Origin of the sequence: Lichenicoccus sp., from assembly GCF_965277665.1 — a bacterium.
Taxonomy (GTDB): Bacteria; Pseudomonadota; Alphaproteobacteria; order Acetobacterales; family Acetobacteraceae; genus Lichenicoccus.
Window position 1 is genome coordinate 2,576,900 of record NZ_OZ255835.1, and the last position, 14,545, is coordinate 2,591,444.

A 14,545-nucleotide genomic window follows, 5' to 3' on the forward strand; every position below is an offset into this window, starting at 1 on the left:
GTTGGGCGAAACCGCCCCCTTGGGCCAAGAGCGGCGGGGAATAGGTCCTCAGGACCTTCGACGCAAGCCCTTTCTGGGCTTTCCGTGCGCTTTGACCCGGGTCGCCCCTACTGCCCGAGCGACCTCACCCCGGCGGCCACCTGGCGCAGGGCAGCCACATCGGCCTTCTCCGCCGCAGCCCCGGTGGCCGTCGCGCCGGTGGTCAGCAGCTGGAACAGGGCGGCCTTGTCGCCGTCGGCTATCCGCCCCTGCACCGCATCGTGCACCTGGGCCTGCCGCTTGGCGTCGCCGGCGCGGGACGCAGCCGATGCGAGACGCAGCAGCAGGTCCTGCTGCGAGCGATCCAACGGGCCCGTGGCCGGCACCGAACGATCCACGAGGGTGGACAACGCCTCCGCCGCGTCCGACCAGCTCGCACGCGCCATGAGCAGATTTGCCTTCAGATCGAGAGCCGCCGACGAGGTCAGGTCCTTGATCGTCGCCAGCGCCTCGACGGCGTGGCCCTGGGCGGTGAGACCGCGCGCGCGCAGCATCCGGCGCTGCTCGAGCAACGCCGGCGGCAGGTCGGTCGCATCGGAGTCATGCAGAGCCTGCTGCGCGGCTTGCGGGTCGTTCTGTTGCAGCTCTAGGCCAGCCAGCCGGGCGCCGAGGGTCGCCTTCTCGAGGCCAGATTGGGCGACCGCCATCAGCTTGCCCACGATCGGCGCCGCCCGCTCAGGCAGGTCCAGGGCACTCAGCCGGTCGACCAGATACCGTGACAGTCGCTCGCCGTCGCCTCCGCGCGGCACCAGGTCCATGTTCGCCTCGATCAGCGCCGCTTCGTTGAACGTGTCGGCGGCACTGCCGTCCGCCGGCGACGCGGCGAGGCGCTTGAGTACGTCGCCCGCACGGGCCCTGGTCGCATCCTGCTGCGTGGGAAACAGCAGCGAGGTCTCGCGCAGCAGCGACAGCGCTTCGGGCAACTGGCCAGCCTGGATCCTGAGCTCACTCAGCCGGTAGCGCGCGGACAGCTCATGTCCCGCGATACGCGCGTCCAGGAGATGCTTGTCGAGACTGTCCGCGGCAGCTCGCGGCGTGAGATCCCCGGAACGGAGCCGCATGGCGACACTCTGCTCTGCCGCCAGGTCTGCGATGCGGATGTCGGCATCCGACCGCAGCGCATCGAGAGCCGAACGCGCGGGCTGCGCATGGCCGCGTCGCGCGGCCAGCAGCGCCCTTGCAAAGGTCAGCTTCGGACCGGGAGGCATGGCGTCGATCAGCCCCGCCTGCGCATCCGTGCCGCCTTCCACCAGCGCTTCCGCGGCGATCGGCAGGAGAATGGCCGCCAGCGGCTCAGGGTAGCGTTGCAGCAACCCCAGGTTGGACGCAATCAACCGGGCGGCGTCAGGACGCCCGGGATCTTGCCGTGCCAGTCCAATGCCGTGCCAGAGGGCAACCTCCGGGCTGTCGATGTAGCCCGGGTCGTTGGGGCAGGTATCCTGATCGCTCGCCGGCTCCGGCGCGCTGCCGGCCGCCTTGCGCTCGAGCACGGCCGCCGCCAGGCGCACGATCCGCGTCAGCCGGAGGCAGGTCTGCCGCGCATCATCGGCAACAGCGACCTTGGCTAGCGTGGACGCCTGTGTGCCGTCACCCAGCGCCAGAGCGGCCTGGGCTGCCATCATGCGTTCATCGAACCGGCTGCCGGCCGGAGCTGCGGCTGCGGCTGCGACGGCCTCCTTCGAACGACGATACAATGCCTGTCGCGTCCCGCGACGCAGGGCGAGAATGCGTGCACCGCTGCCGTCTGCTCGCGCCCGCGCGTCCTGGCCATCGACAGGCAGCCCAAGCGCCTGCGGGCCCAGGCCGGACAGCAGGAAGGCGCTTCGCGTCGGCCGCATCTCGATCCGATCGGAAAGCGGGTCGATCACGATGCCGAGCGAGCTTTCCACGATGACGTAGGCGTGGCCGTGCCGGCTCCGGTCGAAAGCCTCCGTACCGGTGCGGAGCGTTCCGACCAGCAGGTTCTCGCCGGTGTCGGGATCAGGGACGATCACGGTCCGCCCGGGCGCCACGACCGGCAGAAGCAGGCTCATATTGTCGAGGACGGGTTCGATCGCGGTCCGACTTTGGCCTCCGCCTGCATCCAGGATCAGCCAACCGGCGGCTACCCGCTGCAGAGCGAACTGCCTGGCATTACGCCCCGGCAGTGTCAGCATCGTTGCCTCGGGCAACAACTGGATCGATGCACTGGCGGCGAGCGGCTCCTGCCGCACCTCCGAGAGGTCCAGCGGCCGTGCCGCGTCGAATATGACGAGCGTATCGGAGCCACGGGTGAAGGCTGCGGCTCCCACTCCCTCCTCGAACGGCAACAGCAACCCGCGGCCCTTCGCGGAACCCTCCGGGGCATCGGCCATGCTGGCGAGCAGCGTGACCGGACCGATGGAACCGGGCTGGGCGACCGGAGGCGTCGGACCGCCGGCCGACGATGCGATCGGTGCCGGCAGCGCCGCGCCGTCCGGCACCGAGGATCTGAACCGGGCGGATCCGGCGCTGTCTCCCTCGATGACGGCCATCAGCGGCACCGGAAGACCCGGCAGCACCCCGGCCTGATCAGGGCAAGCCGGAGCCGGTTGCGCGGTCGGACTGTCCTGCGGCTCCACCTCGAGCACCAGATCACGGCCATCATGAACCGTCCGCACGCGGCTCGTCCGGCCGACATCGAAGCGCAGAAAACTCCCCGCGATGGCCACCCGGCTGACGCCATGTGCCGTTCCTCGGGGCAGTCTCGGCAGCGTCACTCCGATCACATGCAGAACGACATGCCCATCCTCCTGGGTCAGCGCGAAGGCATCGGCTGAAGGCAACCTGACGACGATCCGGCTGCTGCCATGCTGGTCGCTCAGCCGGACCGGTAGTCGCGGCGACGCCGCGACAGCGCCATTGCAGAGCAGCAGCCCCACGGCGAGCAGGCCGATGGTGGCTGCAACGCCGCCGGGTCCGACGACAGGCATCGACGGCGGATCAGTCGAAGCTCGCGAGCAGCTTGTCGATATCCGACTGGTCCATGGCGCTGTGGGCCAGCTGCGGCCCGTTCAGCAGCCCGTCACCCTCGGGCATCGGAGCCGACTTCATGCCGACGATGGATGCCTTGCCGAAGGTTGCAACGATCCTCGCGATGGTCGTCTCGATTGTCTTGAGCGTGGAGACGACCTTCGTGATGCGCTGCCCGGTGATGTCCTGGAAGCTGCAGGACTCGTAGATCGTGCTGGTCGCATCCTGCAGCTTCTGTGCCGCCTCACCCTCGAGCGTCGCACCCAGCGTGTCGAGCGTCTCGCAAGCCTCCAGGATGGCCTCGGTCGCCGCGGCGGTATGCGAGACGATCGCGTCCAGCTCGTCGGTCGCGCAGGGGATGTAGCTTACCGTGATATCATCGACCTTGAGCGCCGCGATCTCCCGGCGGGCCGTCGCCACCGCGTCTCCGAGCGCGCCGATCTCGTGCAGCAGCGTGGTTTCGCGGTGGCTGATGTCGCCGGTCATGCTTCCGAGCACGGCCAACACCACATCGGTGACCAGATCCGGCTGTCCCTGAGGATATCGCGCCTTCAGGCTGACCAGCCGGTCGGCCAAGTTCTGCACGTCATGCATTGCAGAGCACCTTCTCGATCTTGCCCTTCAAGGTCTCGGCGTTGAAGGGCTTGACAATGTAATTCGAAACACCGGCCTGCTTCGCGGCGACGACGTTTTCGATCTTGCTCTCGGCCGTTATCATGATGAACGGCAGAGTCTTGAGACGCGTATCCTTGCGGACCTCCGTGAGCAGCTCGAGCCCGGTCATCGGCTGCATGTTCCAGTCGCTGATGACCAGGCCGTAATTTCCGGTCCGCAGCTTGCTGAGTGCCTCGCCACCGTCCATGGCCTCTTCGACATTATTGAAATCGATCTGCTTCAACAGATTGCGGATGATCCTTAGCATCGTCTTGTAGTCGTCGACGATCAGGACGTTCATTGACTTGTCCATGGACATGACCGATGGTCGCCTTATGCTGATTAGTTGATTTCGGAAGAAACCCGGACCGGGTCCGGGGAATCCTCATGGATTCGCATCTGCGCCAGCATTTGCGTCGCCATCCGTGCCCGTTCCGGCTGCATCGCGGCCAGTACCGCCGCAGCCTTGCGCTCGTTCATGCGGTCGAGCACTTCGAGCAGGACATGGACGTCAAGTACGTCGAATATTGCCGCGGCGTCGCGCGGCTTCATTGCCTCATAGACCTTGACCAGGCCGGTCCAGTTGGCGCTCTGCCTCTGCTTGCGTGCCCCGTCGAGCTGCTGGAGACTGCCCTGCAGGGTGGAAAGCTGGCTGATCCTGAGCTCCAGCTTTGTTTCTGCCGCCTCCATGACGACCTTGCGCTCATCCAGCGCCCGCTCCCGTTCGTCGAGTTTCTTGCTGCGGCCGAGCAGGTCCTCCAGGAGCGCCCGCTCTGCAGGATTGACCTCGACGGGTGGAGCAAGCTTGGCACTGCCGGCCTGCACGAGGAGCCGGTCGGCCGATGGTGCGGTGTCCCGTCGATCCGGTTGCGGTGTCTGTACTGCCTGCGGTGCCGCCGCCGCCGCGGAGGGGGCGCCGTCGAGCGCAGACTTTGCCTCCCGGGCGAGCGTTGCGACCTTCGCCGACAGCAACATCGCCATGACGACGATGGTCAGCGGCAGCAGGCGCGGAGGCGCGGCTCGGAGCTTCATGGCCTTCACCGCGCCATACGGAGTGCGCGGAGAAGTTCCTTTTCCGCCTGGCTCCGGACCCGGTTGTCCGTCTCGGGCGGGACCTCCTGGGACGCGGCGTGCAGCTGAGGCACCGGCCGGACGGCATCCGCCGCCGCCGTCACCGCAAGCGCGGGAGCCACCCGTCCTTGCCTGACCAGCTTGTCCAGCTGGTCGGCGAGTTTCTCGCCACGATCGCTCAGGAACGAGAGATCATTCTTGAGCACCTTTGCCTGCTCGACATGCCGGGCGATCTGGCGCCCGGCGCCGTCGGCGACCGTTCGCAGACGTTCGATGCTGCCCTCGGCCTGGCGGGTGCTGTCGTTGAAGCCGCCGATCAGCTTCTCCAGTTCCGACCGATCCCGCCGCAGCACGCCGAGTGCTCGCTCCAGCCGGAGCGCATGGAACAGGACCATGACGAGCAATCCGATCAGCAGGGCTTCGAGCAGCCATTGCATGTTGTTCATGCTGAGTTCCTTCTCAGGCTCGACGGAGGTTGGCGACGTCGGGTGCTGTCTGCGGCCGGCCCAGAACCTGGTCGATCCGTACGGCGATGCGGTTCTTGCGGCGTCCGACACGCCCCTCGAAGAGGGTGACCGGCCCGCATCGCAGCTGCACGGGCGCCTCCGGCCCGTGACGCAGCGTGAACTGGTCACCGGGCTTGAGAGCGATGACGTCGGACAGACGCATCAACTGCTCGTCCAGCACGACGTCGAGATCGACCTCAGTGCTCCATAGTTCTTCAGCCAGATGGGTCTCCCAGATCGAATCGCGTCCGAACTTTTCCCCCATGAACTGCTGCAGCAGCAGCTCGCGGACAGGTTCGAGCGTCGCGTACGGCAACAGCAGCTCCATGCAGCCGCCGCGATCCTCCATATCGACATGCAGCTTCGCCAGGACCGCGGCATTCGAGAGCCGAGAGATCGCGGCGAACCGCGAGTTCACTTCGAGCCGTTCGAACCGGAAGCTGATCGAGCAGAGCGGGTCGAAGCTCGCCGACAGATCGGACAGCACGACCCGGATCAGGCGTTCGACCAGCATCCGCTCGATGGTCGTGTAGGGTCGCCCCTCGATGCGCATGGCAGCGGTTCCGCGTCGGCCGCCCAGCAGAACGTCCACGATCGAATAGATCATGGCGGAATCGATCACCATCAGCCCGTAATTTTCCCACTCCTCTGCCTTGAAGACCGCGAACATCGCAGGTAAGGGGACAGAGTCGAGATAGTCTCCGAAGCGAAGCGAAACGACGTTGTCTATCGAGACTTCGACGTTGTCGCTGGTGAAGTTGCGCAGGCTGGTGGACATGATGCGGACCAGGCGGTCGAACACGATCTCCAGCATCGGCAGTCGTTCGTACGATACCAGGCCGGAGCTGATGATGCGCTCGATGCCGCTTTCACCGGCATCGTCGCCGGCGACATCGCCGAAGCCCAGCAGGGAGTCGATCTCGGCCTGGTTGAGAATCCGCGCCGGCTCATTCGTCTCCGGAGGCTCGGGTGCGCTCGCCCCGGCGTCGGTCTCGGCGTCGGCCTCGGTCTCGGCGCCCCACGCGGCGGCTAGTTCATCATCGGTGTCGCTCATTGCACGAGCACCTCGACAAAGAGCACGTCCAGGATCTGGACCGGCGCCACGATGCTGTCGATACGGTTGATCAGCGCTTCGCGCAGACGGTAGGTGCCCTCGCCACCGTGCAGTTCCTCCGGCCGGGTGCTGCGCAGATAAGTCTGGAACGCATCGAGGATTCTCGGCATGTTGCTTGTCACGACGGCATTGTCGGCCGCGTGGGCCACCTCGATCTTGGCGCGCAGCTTGACAAAAATCGCGCGATGGGTTCCGGTGTCGAGGTTTGTTACGACATCAGGAACGTCCAGCAGTGATGGCGTCTCGTCGATGGCGGCGACCGGGTGCTTCGGCTTACCACCACCGAGCAGGTGCGGCAGGATACCGGAGAACCAAAGTCCGGCAACAACGAGCAGGAAGACGACGACCGGGGCGACGATGAGCAGCAGCTTGCGCTTGCCGGACTTCTTGGCCGCCGGAGCGGCGTCCTCGCCCTCCTCCATGGTCGCCGCCTTGCTCATAACAGCCTTCCTCGGATGGTTGCCACGACGGGCGCCCGTCATCTCGCCGGGTCTGCGAAGTATGCGTGCCACAGGTTAAGAACTCGTCACCGCCGTGCGCTGTGCTCGATCGGAAGACGCTAACGTTTCAGTAGGGTTTAGGGCCGAGGATCGCCGTGACCGAGCGGAGGCGTCATGGAAAACCCGACCTACATCGCGTTGTCTAGACTGGATGCCCAGCAGCGCACGATGGATGTTATCGCGTCGAATATGGCGAACGCGAATACCGCCGGATACAAGAGCGAGCGCGTCCTGTTCAGCGACTATCTGGTGCAGCAGAAGAATACCGACACGGCCCCGGGCGGAAAGGTCCTGGCCTTTACCCAGGACCGCGCGACCTACTTCGACCATACTGCGGGGGCACTCACCCAGACCGGCAATCCGCTCGACCTCGCCCTCGGCGGCAACGGCTTCTTCTCGGTCCAGACCCCGTCCGGTGTGCGGTTGACGCGCTCGGGCAGCTTCGGGCTGCAGGCGGATGGCACTGTGGTCGACGCGTCCGGCAATGCGCTGCTCGACAGTGGTGGCAGCCCGATCCAGCTGCCGGCCGGCGACAGCAGGATCCAGATCGCGGCCGACGGGACCGTCAGCGGCGAAACCGGCCAGATCGGCAAGGTCGGCGTGGTCGACGTCACCGATCTCAATGGTCTCACAGCCGAGGGCGGCAAGCTGTTTCGCAGCAACACCACCCCGCAGCCGGTCGCGCAGCCGAAGATCGTCCAGGGCGCCATCGAGGGCAGCAACGTCCAGCCCATCTCCGAGCTCACCACGATGATGCAGACGGAGCGGGATTTCCAGTTCGTCACGCAGTTCGTACAGAGCGAGAACGAGCGCCAGCAGAACAGTATCGACAAGATCACCCAGACCCAGGGCTGAGCGTCCCCATCGGGCGGCGATGAGAAGCAGGAGTAGGACATGCGTGCACTAGATATTGCCGGAACCGGGATGCAGGCGCAGCAGACCAACGTCGAGGTCATTTCCAACAACATCGCGAACATGACAACGACCGGCTACAAGCGCACACGCGCCGAGTTCCAGGACCTGATGTATCAGAACCTGCGTCGGGTCGGGTCCAACAGTTCTGATGGCGGATCGGTCGTCCCGTCCGGCGCGCAGGTCGGGCTCGGCGTGAAGACGGCCGCCATCTACCGCATCAGCGAGCAGGGCACCCTCCAGCAGACCAGCAACAGCCTCGACCTGGGCATCCAGGGCAACGGCTACTTCCAGGTGACGCTGCCGTCGGGCGATACAGCCTACACCCGCGACGGAACGTTCGCGCTGGCAGCGGATGGCACCATCGTCACATCCGACGGCTATACGGTGGCGCCGGGGATTACCGTTCCGGCCAATGCGCAGAGTGTCGCAATCAACGGGTCCGGCCAGGTGCAGGTCACCATCGCGGGCCAGACCGCCGCGGCCACGGTCGGCCAGATCCAGCTCGCGGTGTTTCCGAACGAAGCGGGCCTCGATGCCCAGGGCAGCAACCTGCTGCTGCAGACGACCGCGTCCGGCAGCCCGACGACCGGCAATCCGAGTGCTGCAGGCTTTGGCAGCGTCATGCAGGGCTTCGTCGAAAGCTCGAACGTTAACGTCGTGACCGAGATCACGAGCCTGATCACGGCGCAGCGCGCCTACGAGATGAACAGCAAGGTCATCACGGCGTCCGACGACCTCATGCAGACGCTGACGAACCTGAAATGATGAGAGGCCGGTCGACCCTTGTGCTTCTGGTGGCAATGAGCGCGGGCCTGGCACTGGCTCGCGCGGGAGAGGCCGCGCAGCCGCGTCTCGTCGTCAGCCTGCATTCGGACACGGTCAGGCTGTCCGACCTGTTCTCCGGGCTCGAGCCCGGCCAGGACTGCACTATCGGCCCGGCGCCCGCAGCCGGGCAGAGGATCGTCGTCGCCCAGGCCCAGCTTGTTGCGATCGCAGTACAGTTCAGTGTCGACTGGCAACCTGGTTTCAGGCCGGCCAGTGTCGTCGTGGAGCGCAAGGGTCGCCAGGTCCCGCGGGAGCAGCTCCTGCCGGTGATCCAGGCTGCCCTTGTCGGGCTCGGGGCCCCGGCGGATAGCGAGGTTGCCCTGGGCGCCTTCGTGGCTCCCATGGTGCCGGCAGAATTCACCGGCCTCCCGGACGTCGAGCAGCTGACCTACGACCAGAGCGACGGCAAGTTCGGCGCGCAGCTGGCCTTCAGCACCGCCGGCTCCGAGCCCGTGCGAATACGCATCACCGGCGTGGCCCAGGAAATGGTCCAAGTCCCTGTGCTGTCGCATCCAATGGGTGCTGCCAGCATCATCGAACCGCAGGACCTGCAGACGATCCGGGTGCGGCGGAGCCTGGTCAGCGACCGTCTCGTGCTTGTCGCGTCGGATGCCGTCGGCATGGCGTTGCGGCACCAGATGACGGGCGGCTCGCTCATCCCCCATGACGCGTTGACACGGCCTCTGCTGGTGTCACGCGGGATGCCGGTACTGCTGCGACTTCAATCGGACGGCCTGACCCTGACCATGCAGGGACAGGCCATCGATGGCGGCGCGCTCGACGACCGCATCCACATCCTCAACGGGACCTCTCGCGCGGTGCTGGTGGCACAGGTGACCGGGGCCGGCCAGGCGCGCGTCGATCCGGGAGCCGCTCCTGCCATGCTGGCCGCGACGCAGGCCGGCCTGCCGCCGGCGAGCTCGCTGCCCTCGTTGCATGGTCTGTCCAGCCAAGGCCCGCTTGCATCCGGTCCGGGAGGTCTCGACCAGTGATCGCCCACCGTTCGCGGCTTCTGCTCATCGTGCTGCTGCTGCCGCTTGCCGGCTGCGGGGCGCTCTCGCGCCTGTCCGATCTCGGGCGACCTCCAGCGATGACCCCGATCACCGACCCGACGGTCGAGCGTGGCTACAAGCCGCTCAGCATGCCGATGCCGGCACCCGAACAGGCGCCGGCCCAAATCGCCAGCCTCTGGCGTCCGGGCAGCCGGGCGTTCTTCCGGGACCAGCGTGCGGCCCAGGTGGGGGACCTGCTGACGGTCCTGGTGGAACTCACCGACAATGCCGATTTCGAGAACAACTCGACCGCGACACGCACCGGCAGCGAGGCCATGGCGATCCCGAACCTGTTCGGCGCCAGGGGAAAGATCGTCTCAGCCGTGACCGGCGCCGGCGGCTTGGCAACGAACAGCAACAACAGCAACGTGGCCACCGGAAGCCTGAAGCGGAACGAGACCATGACGCTGCGGCTGGCCGGGATCATCACACAGGTACTGCCGAACGGAAACCTGGTGGTCGCGGCCCGCCAGGAGGTTCGCATGAACAGCGAGCTTCGGGTACTGCAGGTGAGCGGGATCGTTCGACCGCAGGACATTGCCAGCGACAACACCATCACGCACGACCGGATGGCCGAAGCCCGGATCTCCTATGGCGGCAAGGGCCAGCTGACCGACCTGCAGACGCCGCGCTACGGACAGCAGCTCATGGACATCGTGTTGCCGTTCTGACCGCCTAGTGCAGCAGCCGGCCCGCTTCAATCGTCGCGGTGCACCTTCTCCATGCGCTCGTGACGCTCCTGAGCCTCGATGGAGAGGGTGGCAATCGGCCGCGCCTCCAGCCGCTTGAGGCCGATCGGCTCGCCGGTCTCCTCGCAGTAGCCATAGACGCCGTTCTCGACCCGGCGCAGGGCGAGGCCGATCTTGGCGATCAGTTTGCGGGCCCGATCACGCGTGCGCAGTTCGAGCGCACGGTCGGTCTCGACGCTGGCACGGTCCGTTATATCGGCCTCGTGAATGCCGCCCTCCGACAGGCTGGCCAGGGTGCCGTCGGCTTCCTTCAGAAGTTCGGCGCGCCATTTCGTCAGTTTGAGCCGGAAATACTCGGCCTGGACGGCGTTCATGAATTCCTCGTCGTCCGACGGCCGGTAATCTGGAGGCAAGGTGATCATCATCGCCGACCCTAAAGACTTGCTGTGGCGGGGCATCTTCCCCGTCAGCAGTTCAACCGATGCCCATGATCCCGCGCACGTCGCCGTGATCTGGAAGATCCGGGCGGCTTATAGCCACACGGGCGCCCGCCGCCAAGTGTAGAAGCCGGTTCTTCACGGTTCGGTCATGCAAGGGGGGGAGCGCCACCTCTGCGCTGGCCCAGGCGGATGGCCTCGATCCCGGCGCGCAAGCGAATCGCCCCGAGGATCTCGCCGAGCTGCGGATCTTCGGCGTCCGGAACGTCGGCCAGCAGAGCGGCGAGGCGGCTCAGGCTCGCCGCAGGATCGGCGCACCCGAGCAGGTCCCGCTGCAGGGCCGCCAGTGCCGCCAGCAGATCCCGCCCGCGCTGCCGCGCCTGCCGGTCGCCGGATTGGCCGGCGGGCGACCATGTAGCGCCTGCTTCCTGCAAAGCCAGCATCGTTGCGGACAACGCTCCGGCCGAGACGCCGGCCGCCCCGCTGGCTGGCTGCTGCACCGCGGCCGGTTCGGTTGTGACGACAAAGGCTGGACCGCCCTGGGTTCCGGCGCGCGCCTGGAAGGCCGGCTCCAGGGGCGGCGCCACCGCGCCGATCGCCGCAATCGACATGAACGAATTCCCCGCGGCTCGACGGAACCGACCCCGCGAGCCGAAGCTATCATTACGTAATCGATCTCGTCGTTGACAGTTTATTCGTACTTGCGGGGCATCATGGCTCCTGACCTGCCCGAGACTGCCAAGGATCCGGATGCCGCTCCTGAGCCTCTGCTTCGTTCTTCTCACGCTGATCGCGGCGGTGCCGGTCAGTGCCGAGGAAGTGCGAATCAAGGATATTGCCGACATCGAGGGCATCCGCAGCAACCAGCTGATCGGCTACGGCCTCGTGGTGGGTCTCAATGGAACCGGCGACCGGCTCAGCAACTCGGTGTTCACGCGGGAGTCGCTGATCAGCATGCTCGAACGGCTCGGCGTGAACATCCGCGACCAGGAATCCAAGCTCCAGACCAAGAACATTGCCGCCGTCATGGTGACGACCGACCTGCCGCCGTTCGCGCATGGCGGCAGCCGCATCGACGTCACCGTGTCTGCGGTCGGCGATGCAACAGATCTCTCGGGTGGCACGCTCCTGGTCACACCACTGATGTCGGCGGATGGCGAGGTCTATGCCGTGGCGCAGGGGCAACTGGTGACGAGCGCCTTCTCCGCCCGCGGCGCCGGCGCGTCGGTGACCCGCAATATCCCGACCAGCGCACGCATGGCCAACGGAGCCACCGTCGAGCGCGAGGTTCCGGTCGATCTGAGCACGCGCACCGACCTGCATCTGTCGCTCCGCAATCCGGACCTTACGACCGCGGAACGCATTGCCGACGTGATCGACAAGGCACTGGGGCAGGCCGTGGCGCGCGCCACCGACCCACGGACGGTCGCGCTGTCACTGGCCGGGCGCGACGTCGTGGGCACGCTGTCGCAGATCGAGGACCTGCTGGTCGAGCCGGACAGTCCGGCGGTCGTCGTCGTCGACGAGGCCAGTGGCACCATTGTCATGGGCGACAATGTGCGGATCAGCACGGTGGCCATTGCGCAGGGCAACCTCACGATCCAGGTAGCGGAATCACCTGAGGTCTCACAGCCCGGAGCATTTTCCGGCGGCAAGACCGTCATCGTGCCGCGTACCTCGGTGCAGGTGGACAGCGGCGCCGGGAAGCGCCTGGGCATCCTGCGGAACGGACCGAACCTGCGTGACCTGGTGAGCGGCCTCAACTCGCTCGGGGTCGGGCCACGCGATATGATCAGCATCCTGCAGACGATCAAGGCGGCGGGCGCGCTGCAGGCCGACCTGGTGGTGCGTTGAAGGTCGCGGCGCCCGCGGCCGCGATCCCTGCCGGTGCGCCGGGGGCGAGCGTCACGGCAGCCGTCGATCCGCACGTCTGGAAGGCGGCGCAGGATTTCGAAGCCATGGCGATCGGTCAGATGCTCGAACCGATGTTCTCGACGGTCGATACATCGCAGGGCGAGTTCGGCGGCGGTGCCGGCGAACAGAACTTCAAGCCGATGCTGGTGACCGAGATGGCAAAGGCGGTCGAACAGCGCGGCGGTCTCGGCCTGGCGGCGCCGGTCTATGCCCAGATGTTGAAGATGCAGGAAAAAGCCAAATGAGTTCACTTCTGGATGCCTCCAGCTTGCTGCTCGACGTACTGGATGCAGAAAATGCCGCTCTCCGACGGCTGGATCTAGCCGCCGCGGTCGCTCTGGTCGCTGCCAAGCAGGCGGCACTGGCTCGGTTCGAGGCCGCAAGACCCCGGACACCCCCGCCGCATGGCTCGGAGCCGGCGCTGGGAGCCGCTGCCATTCGTCTGCAGGCGGCACTCGCCGAGAACAGGAAGCTGCTGGAGCGCGCGATGACCGTGCAAGGTCGGATCATGGCGCTGCTTGCACGGGCTGCCCGGGAGCAGATCCCCGAGCAGCGTTATGGATCGCAGGGCTGTTATCAGAGCGGCAGGAATGACCGGCCGTTTGCCCTCAACTGGAGGGCGTAGGCCGGCCGTGCGATCGCGCGCAGGTATCGCCAGGGTCTGTCCGAACGCGTTGCCGGCCGGACATCGGGCATGTCCGACCGGCACCTTGTCTCAAAAACTCGGCTCAATCCGACGTTGCAGAGCGCTCACTCTCCTGCGTCTCGTCCTCACGGGTCTCCATGGGCTGCATGGTCACCGCAGGCGAAGTCTCGGCCGAAGCTTGCTTGCGACGGCGGCGGATCGCCGGCGCCGCCGCGCGCAGGGTCTCCGCAGCTTTTCTGCGTGTCCCTGCATTTGGTGCGCGACGCATCTTCACGGCAGCGTCAGTGCGTGACGCCGGCGCCCTGGACTTTGCCGCGGGCTTGCGCGCCGTCCGGGCTGCGGGTGTCGCACGCGGCTTGCGTGTGGCACCCGCTGCCGACTTCGCCGTGCGGCCCTTCGTCGCGGTCCGGGCAGTGCCAGGACGTCCCGGCCCCTTGCGCAGAGTGGCGGTCAACCGGACGGGCGCCTTGCGTGCAGCCGCCGCAGCACGCGGCTTGCGGGTAGCCGCAGTGCGCGACGCGGGTGCCGCCTTGCGTTTTGCGATACGCGACGGCGCGGCCTTGGCGGTGCGCGGCGATGACCGCGTGGTCGCCTTCGTTGCACGCGTCGTGCTCCGGATGGCTGTCCGGGTGGTGGCCTTCGTCGACCTGGCCTTTGTCGCACCGGTTCTTGTCGGCGCGCTTCTGGCAGCGGACGTCTTGCGCACGGCGGCCTTGGCCGCGACCTTGCGACCAGGAGCGGCTCGCGTCGAGGCGGCGCGCTTTGTCGTGGTCGCGCGCTTCGTCGTCGCGCGCTTCGTCGTGGCACGGGTGGCCGCCGCCTTGGTCGTGCGCTTCGCCGGGGCCTTGGCGGTGCGGGTCGCACCGGCCTTGGCGGCTGCCGGGCGCGACGTCGCGGACTTGCCGCCAAGCTTCTTGGCTGCCGCCGACCGTGCTGCCGGAGTTTTGGCAGTCCTGGTCGTGCGCGCAACGGAACTGCGGCTTCCGGTTCCCGCCGTACGGCGTCCCCCGGCCTTCACGGCCATTGCCTTGGCGCGCGGGCTCGGCGTCTTTGAGCTGTCATCGGTACTCATCGTGTGGCCTTTCCATAGTCCTGTGTAGATCGGGTTCCGGATGGTGGGGAGGTGCTGCGTGATGTGCGTTTCCTGACCGGATGCGATCCGTCACCTGCCGGAAAGAGCGCTGCAGACGAT

Annotated in this window: 18 protein-coding genes; 9 read left to right on the forward strand and 9 right to left on the reverse strand. The window is 66.7% G+C overall.

Annotated elements, in window-relative coordinates:
- Positions 1 to 107: 107 nt before the first annotated feature.
- Genes ACQY4O_RS11940 through ACQY4O_RS11970 form a run of 7 tightly spaced genes read right to left on the reverse strand, consistent with a single transcriptional unit; the run spans position 108 to position 6,815 of the window.
- Positions 108 to 2,990: a hypothetical protein gene (locus ACQY4O_RS11940; RefSeq protein WP_428376589.1), complete on the reverse strand. Its 2,883-nt coding sequence runs from the start codon at positions 2,988 to 2,990 to the stop codon at positions 108 to 110.
- A gap of 10 nt (positions 2,991 to 3,000) precedes the next feature.
- On the reverse strand, positions 3,001 to 3,624 hold the full coding sequence (locus ACQY4O_RS11945) for a protein phosphatase CheZ (protein WP_428376590.1): 624 nt from the start codon (positions 3,622 to 3,624) through the stop codon (positions 3,001 to 3,003).
- A complete protein-coding gene (locus ACQY4O_RS11950) occupies positions 3,617 to 4,003 on the reverse strand; it encodes a chemotaxis response regulator CheY (protein WP_321984393.1) in 387 nt (128 codons plus the stop codon). Before ACQY4O_RS11950 ends, ACQY4O_RS11945 begins: the two co-directional genes overlap by 8 nt.
- A 23-nt stretch (positions 4,004 to 4,026) precedes the next feature.
- Positions 4,027 to 4,725: a MotE family protein gene (locus ACQY4O_RS11955; RefSeq protein WP_428376591.1), complete on the reverse strand. Its 699-nt coding sequence runs from the start codon at positions 4,723 to 4,725 to the stop codon at positions 4,027 to 4,029.
- A complete protein-coding gene (locus ACQY4O_RS11960; protein WP_428376592.1) occupies positions 4,722 to 5,201 on the reverse strand; it encodes a DUF6468 domain-containing protein in 480 nt (159 codons plus the stop codon). Before ACQY4O_RS11960 ends, ACQY4O_RS11955 begins: the two co-directional genes overlap by 4 nt.
- A 13-nt stretch (positions 5,202 to 5,214) precedes the next feature.
- Positions 5,215 to 6,315: a flagellar motor switch protein FliM gene (fliM, locus tag ACQY4O_RS11965; RefSeq protein WP_428376593.1), complete on the reverse strand. Its 1,101-nt coding sequence runs from the start codon at positions 6,313 to 6,315 to the stop codon at positions 5,215 to 5,217.
- Positions 6,312 to 6,815 (reverse strand): flagellar basal body-associated FliL family protein, encoded by a 504-nt coding sequence (locus ACQY4O_RS11970; protein ID WP_428376594.1) that lies wholly within the window; start codon positions 6,813 to 6,815, stop codon positions 6,312 to 6,314. The genes fliM and ACQY4O_RS11970 overlap by 4 nt, the downstream gene beginning before the upstream one ends.
- 174 nt (positions 6,816 to 6,989) lie before the next feature.
- Between ACQY4O_RS11970 and flgF the strand changes: the two genes are divergently transcribed.
- Genes flgF through flgH form a run of 4 tightly spaced genes read left to right on the forward strand, consistent with a single transcriptional unit; the run spans position 6,990 to position 10,338 of the window.
- Complete coding sequence (gene flgF, locus ACQY4O_RS11975; protein WP_428376595.1) at positions 6,990 to 7,730, forward strand: flagellar basal-body rod protein FlgF; 741 nt, start codon at positions 6,990 to 6,992, stop codon at positions 7,728 to 7,730.
- A gap of 39 nt (positions 7,731 to 7,769) precedes the next feature.
- Positions 7,770 to 8,555 (forward strand): flagellar basal-body rod protein FlgG, encoded by a 786-nt coding sequence (gene flgG / locus ACQY4O_RS11980; protein ID WP_428376596.1) that lies wholly within the window; start codon positions 7,770 to 7,772, stop codon positions 8,553 to 8,555.
- 35 nt (positions 8,556 to 8,590) lie between these two features.
- Positions 8,591 to 9,607, forward strand: a complete 1,017-nt coding sequence (flgA, locus tag ACQY4O_RS11985; protein WP_428376597.1) for a flagellar basal body P-ring formation chaperone FlgA — start codon at positions 8,591 to 8,593, stop codon at positions 9,605 to 9,607.
- Positions 9,604 to 10,338: a flagellar basal body L-ring protein FlgH gene (flgH, locus tag ACQY4O_RS11990; protein WP_428376598.1), complete on the forward strand. Its 735-nt coding sequence runs from the start codon at positions 9,604 to 9,606 to the stop codon at positions 10,336 to 10,338. Before flgA ends, flgH begins: the two co-directional genes overlap by 4 nt.
- 26 nt (positions 10,339 to 10,364) lie before the next feature.
- Here the strand turns inward: flgH and dksA are convergent, their stop codons facing one another.
- Complete coding sequence (gene dksA / locus ACQY4O_RS11995) at positions 10,365 to 10,778, reverse strand: RNA polymerase-binding protein DksA (protein ID WP_428378183.1); 414 nt, start codon at positions 10,776 to 10,778, stop codon at positions 10,365 to 10,367.
- Between dksA and ACQY4O_RS12000 the strand changes: the two genes are divergently transcribed.
- A complete protein-coding gene (locus ACQY4O_RS12000; protein WP_428376599.1) occupies positions 10,771 to 10,920 on the forward strand; it encodes a hypothetical protein in 150 nt (49 codons plus the stop codon). The genes dksA and ACQY4O_RS12000 overlap by 8 nt on opposite strands.
- A 22-nt stretch (positions 10,921 to 10,942) precedes the next feature.
- Here ACQY4O_RS12000 and ACQY4O_RS12005 read toward each other — a convergent pair whose 3' ends face one another.
- The gene (locus ACQY4O_RS12005) at positions 10,943 to 11,404 is read right to left on the reverse strand and encodes a flagellar assembly protein FliX (protein WP_428376600.1); all 462 of its coding nucleotides are present in this window, start codon (positions 11,402 to 11,404) and stop codon (positions 10,943 to 10,945) included.
- Between the two features lie 139 nt (positions 11,405 to 11,543).
- Here ACQY4O_RS12005 and ACQY4O_RS12010 point away from each other — a divergent pair, with 139 nt between their 5' ends.
- The 4 genes from ACQY4O_RS12010 to ACQY4O_RS12025 all read left to right on the forward strand — a co-directional run bounded on the left by ACQY4O_RS12010 (position 11,544) and on the right by ACQY4O_RS12025 (position 14,453).
- On the forward strand, positions 11,544 to 12,647 hold the full coding sequence (locus ACQY4O_RS12010; protein ID WP_428376601.1) for a flagellar basal body P-ring protein FlgI: 1,104 nt from the start codon (positions 11,544 to 11,546) through the stop codon (positions 12,645 to 12,647).
- Complete coding sequence (locus tag ACQY4O_RS12015; protein ID WP_428376602.1) at positions 12,644 to 12,952, forward strand: rod-binding protein; 309 nt, start codon at positions 12,644 to 12,646, stop codon at positions 12,950 to 12,952. The genes ACQY4O_RS12010 and ACQY4O_RS12015 overlap by 4 nt, the downstream gene beginning before the upstream one ends.
- Positions 12,949 to 13,332 carry a hypothetical protein gene (locus ACQY4O_RS12020; protein WP_428376603.1) on the forward strand — a complete coding sequence of 128 codons (384 nt, stop codon included), beginning with the start codon at positions 12,949 to 12,951 and terminating at the stop codon, positions 13,330 to 13,332. Before ACQY4O_RS12015 ends, ACQY4O_RS12020 begins: the two co-directional genes overlap by 4 nt.
- Positions 13,333 to 13,820: 488 nt before the next feature.
- Complete coding sequence (locus ACQY4O_RS12025; RefSeq protein ID WP_428376604.1) at positions 13,821 to 14,453, forward strand: hypothetical protein; 633 nt, start codon at positions 13,821 to 13,823, stop codon at positions 14,451 to 14,453.
- The last annotated feature ends 92 nt before the right edge of the window (positions 14,454 to 14,545 follow it).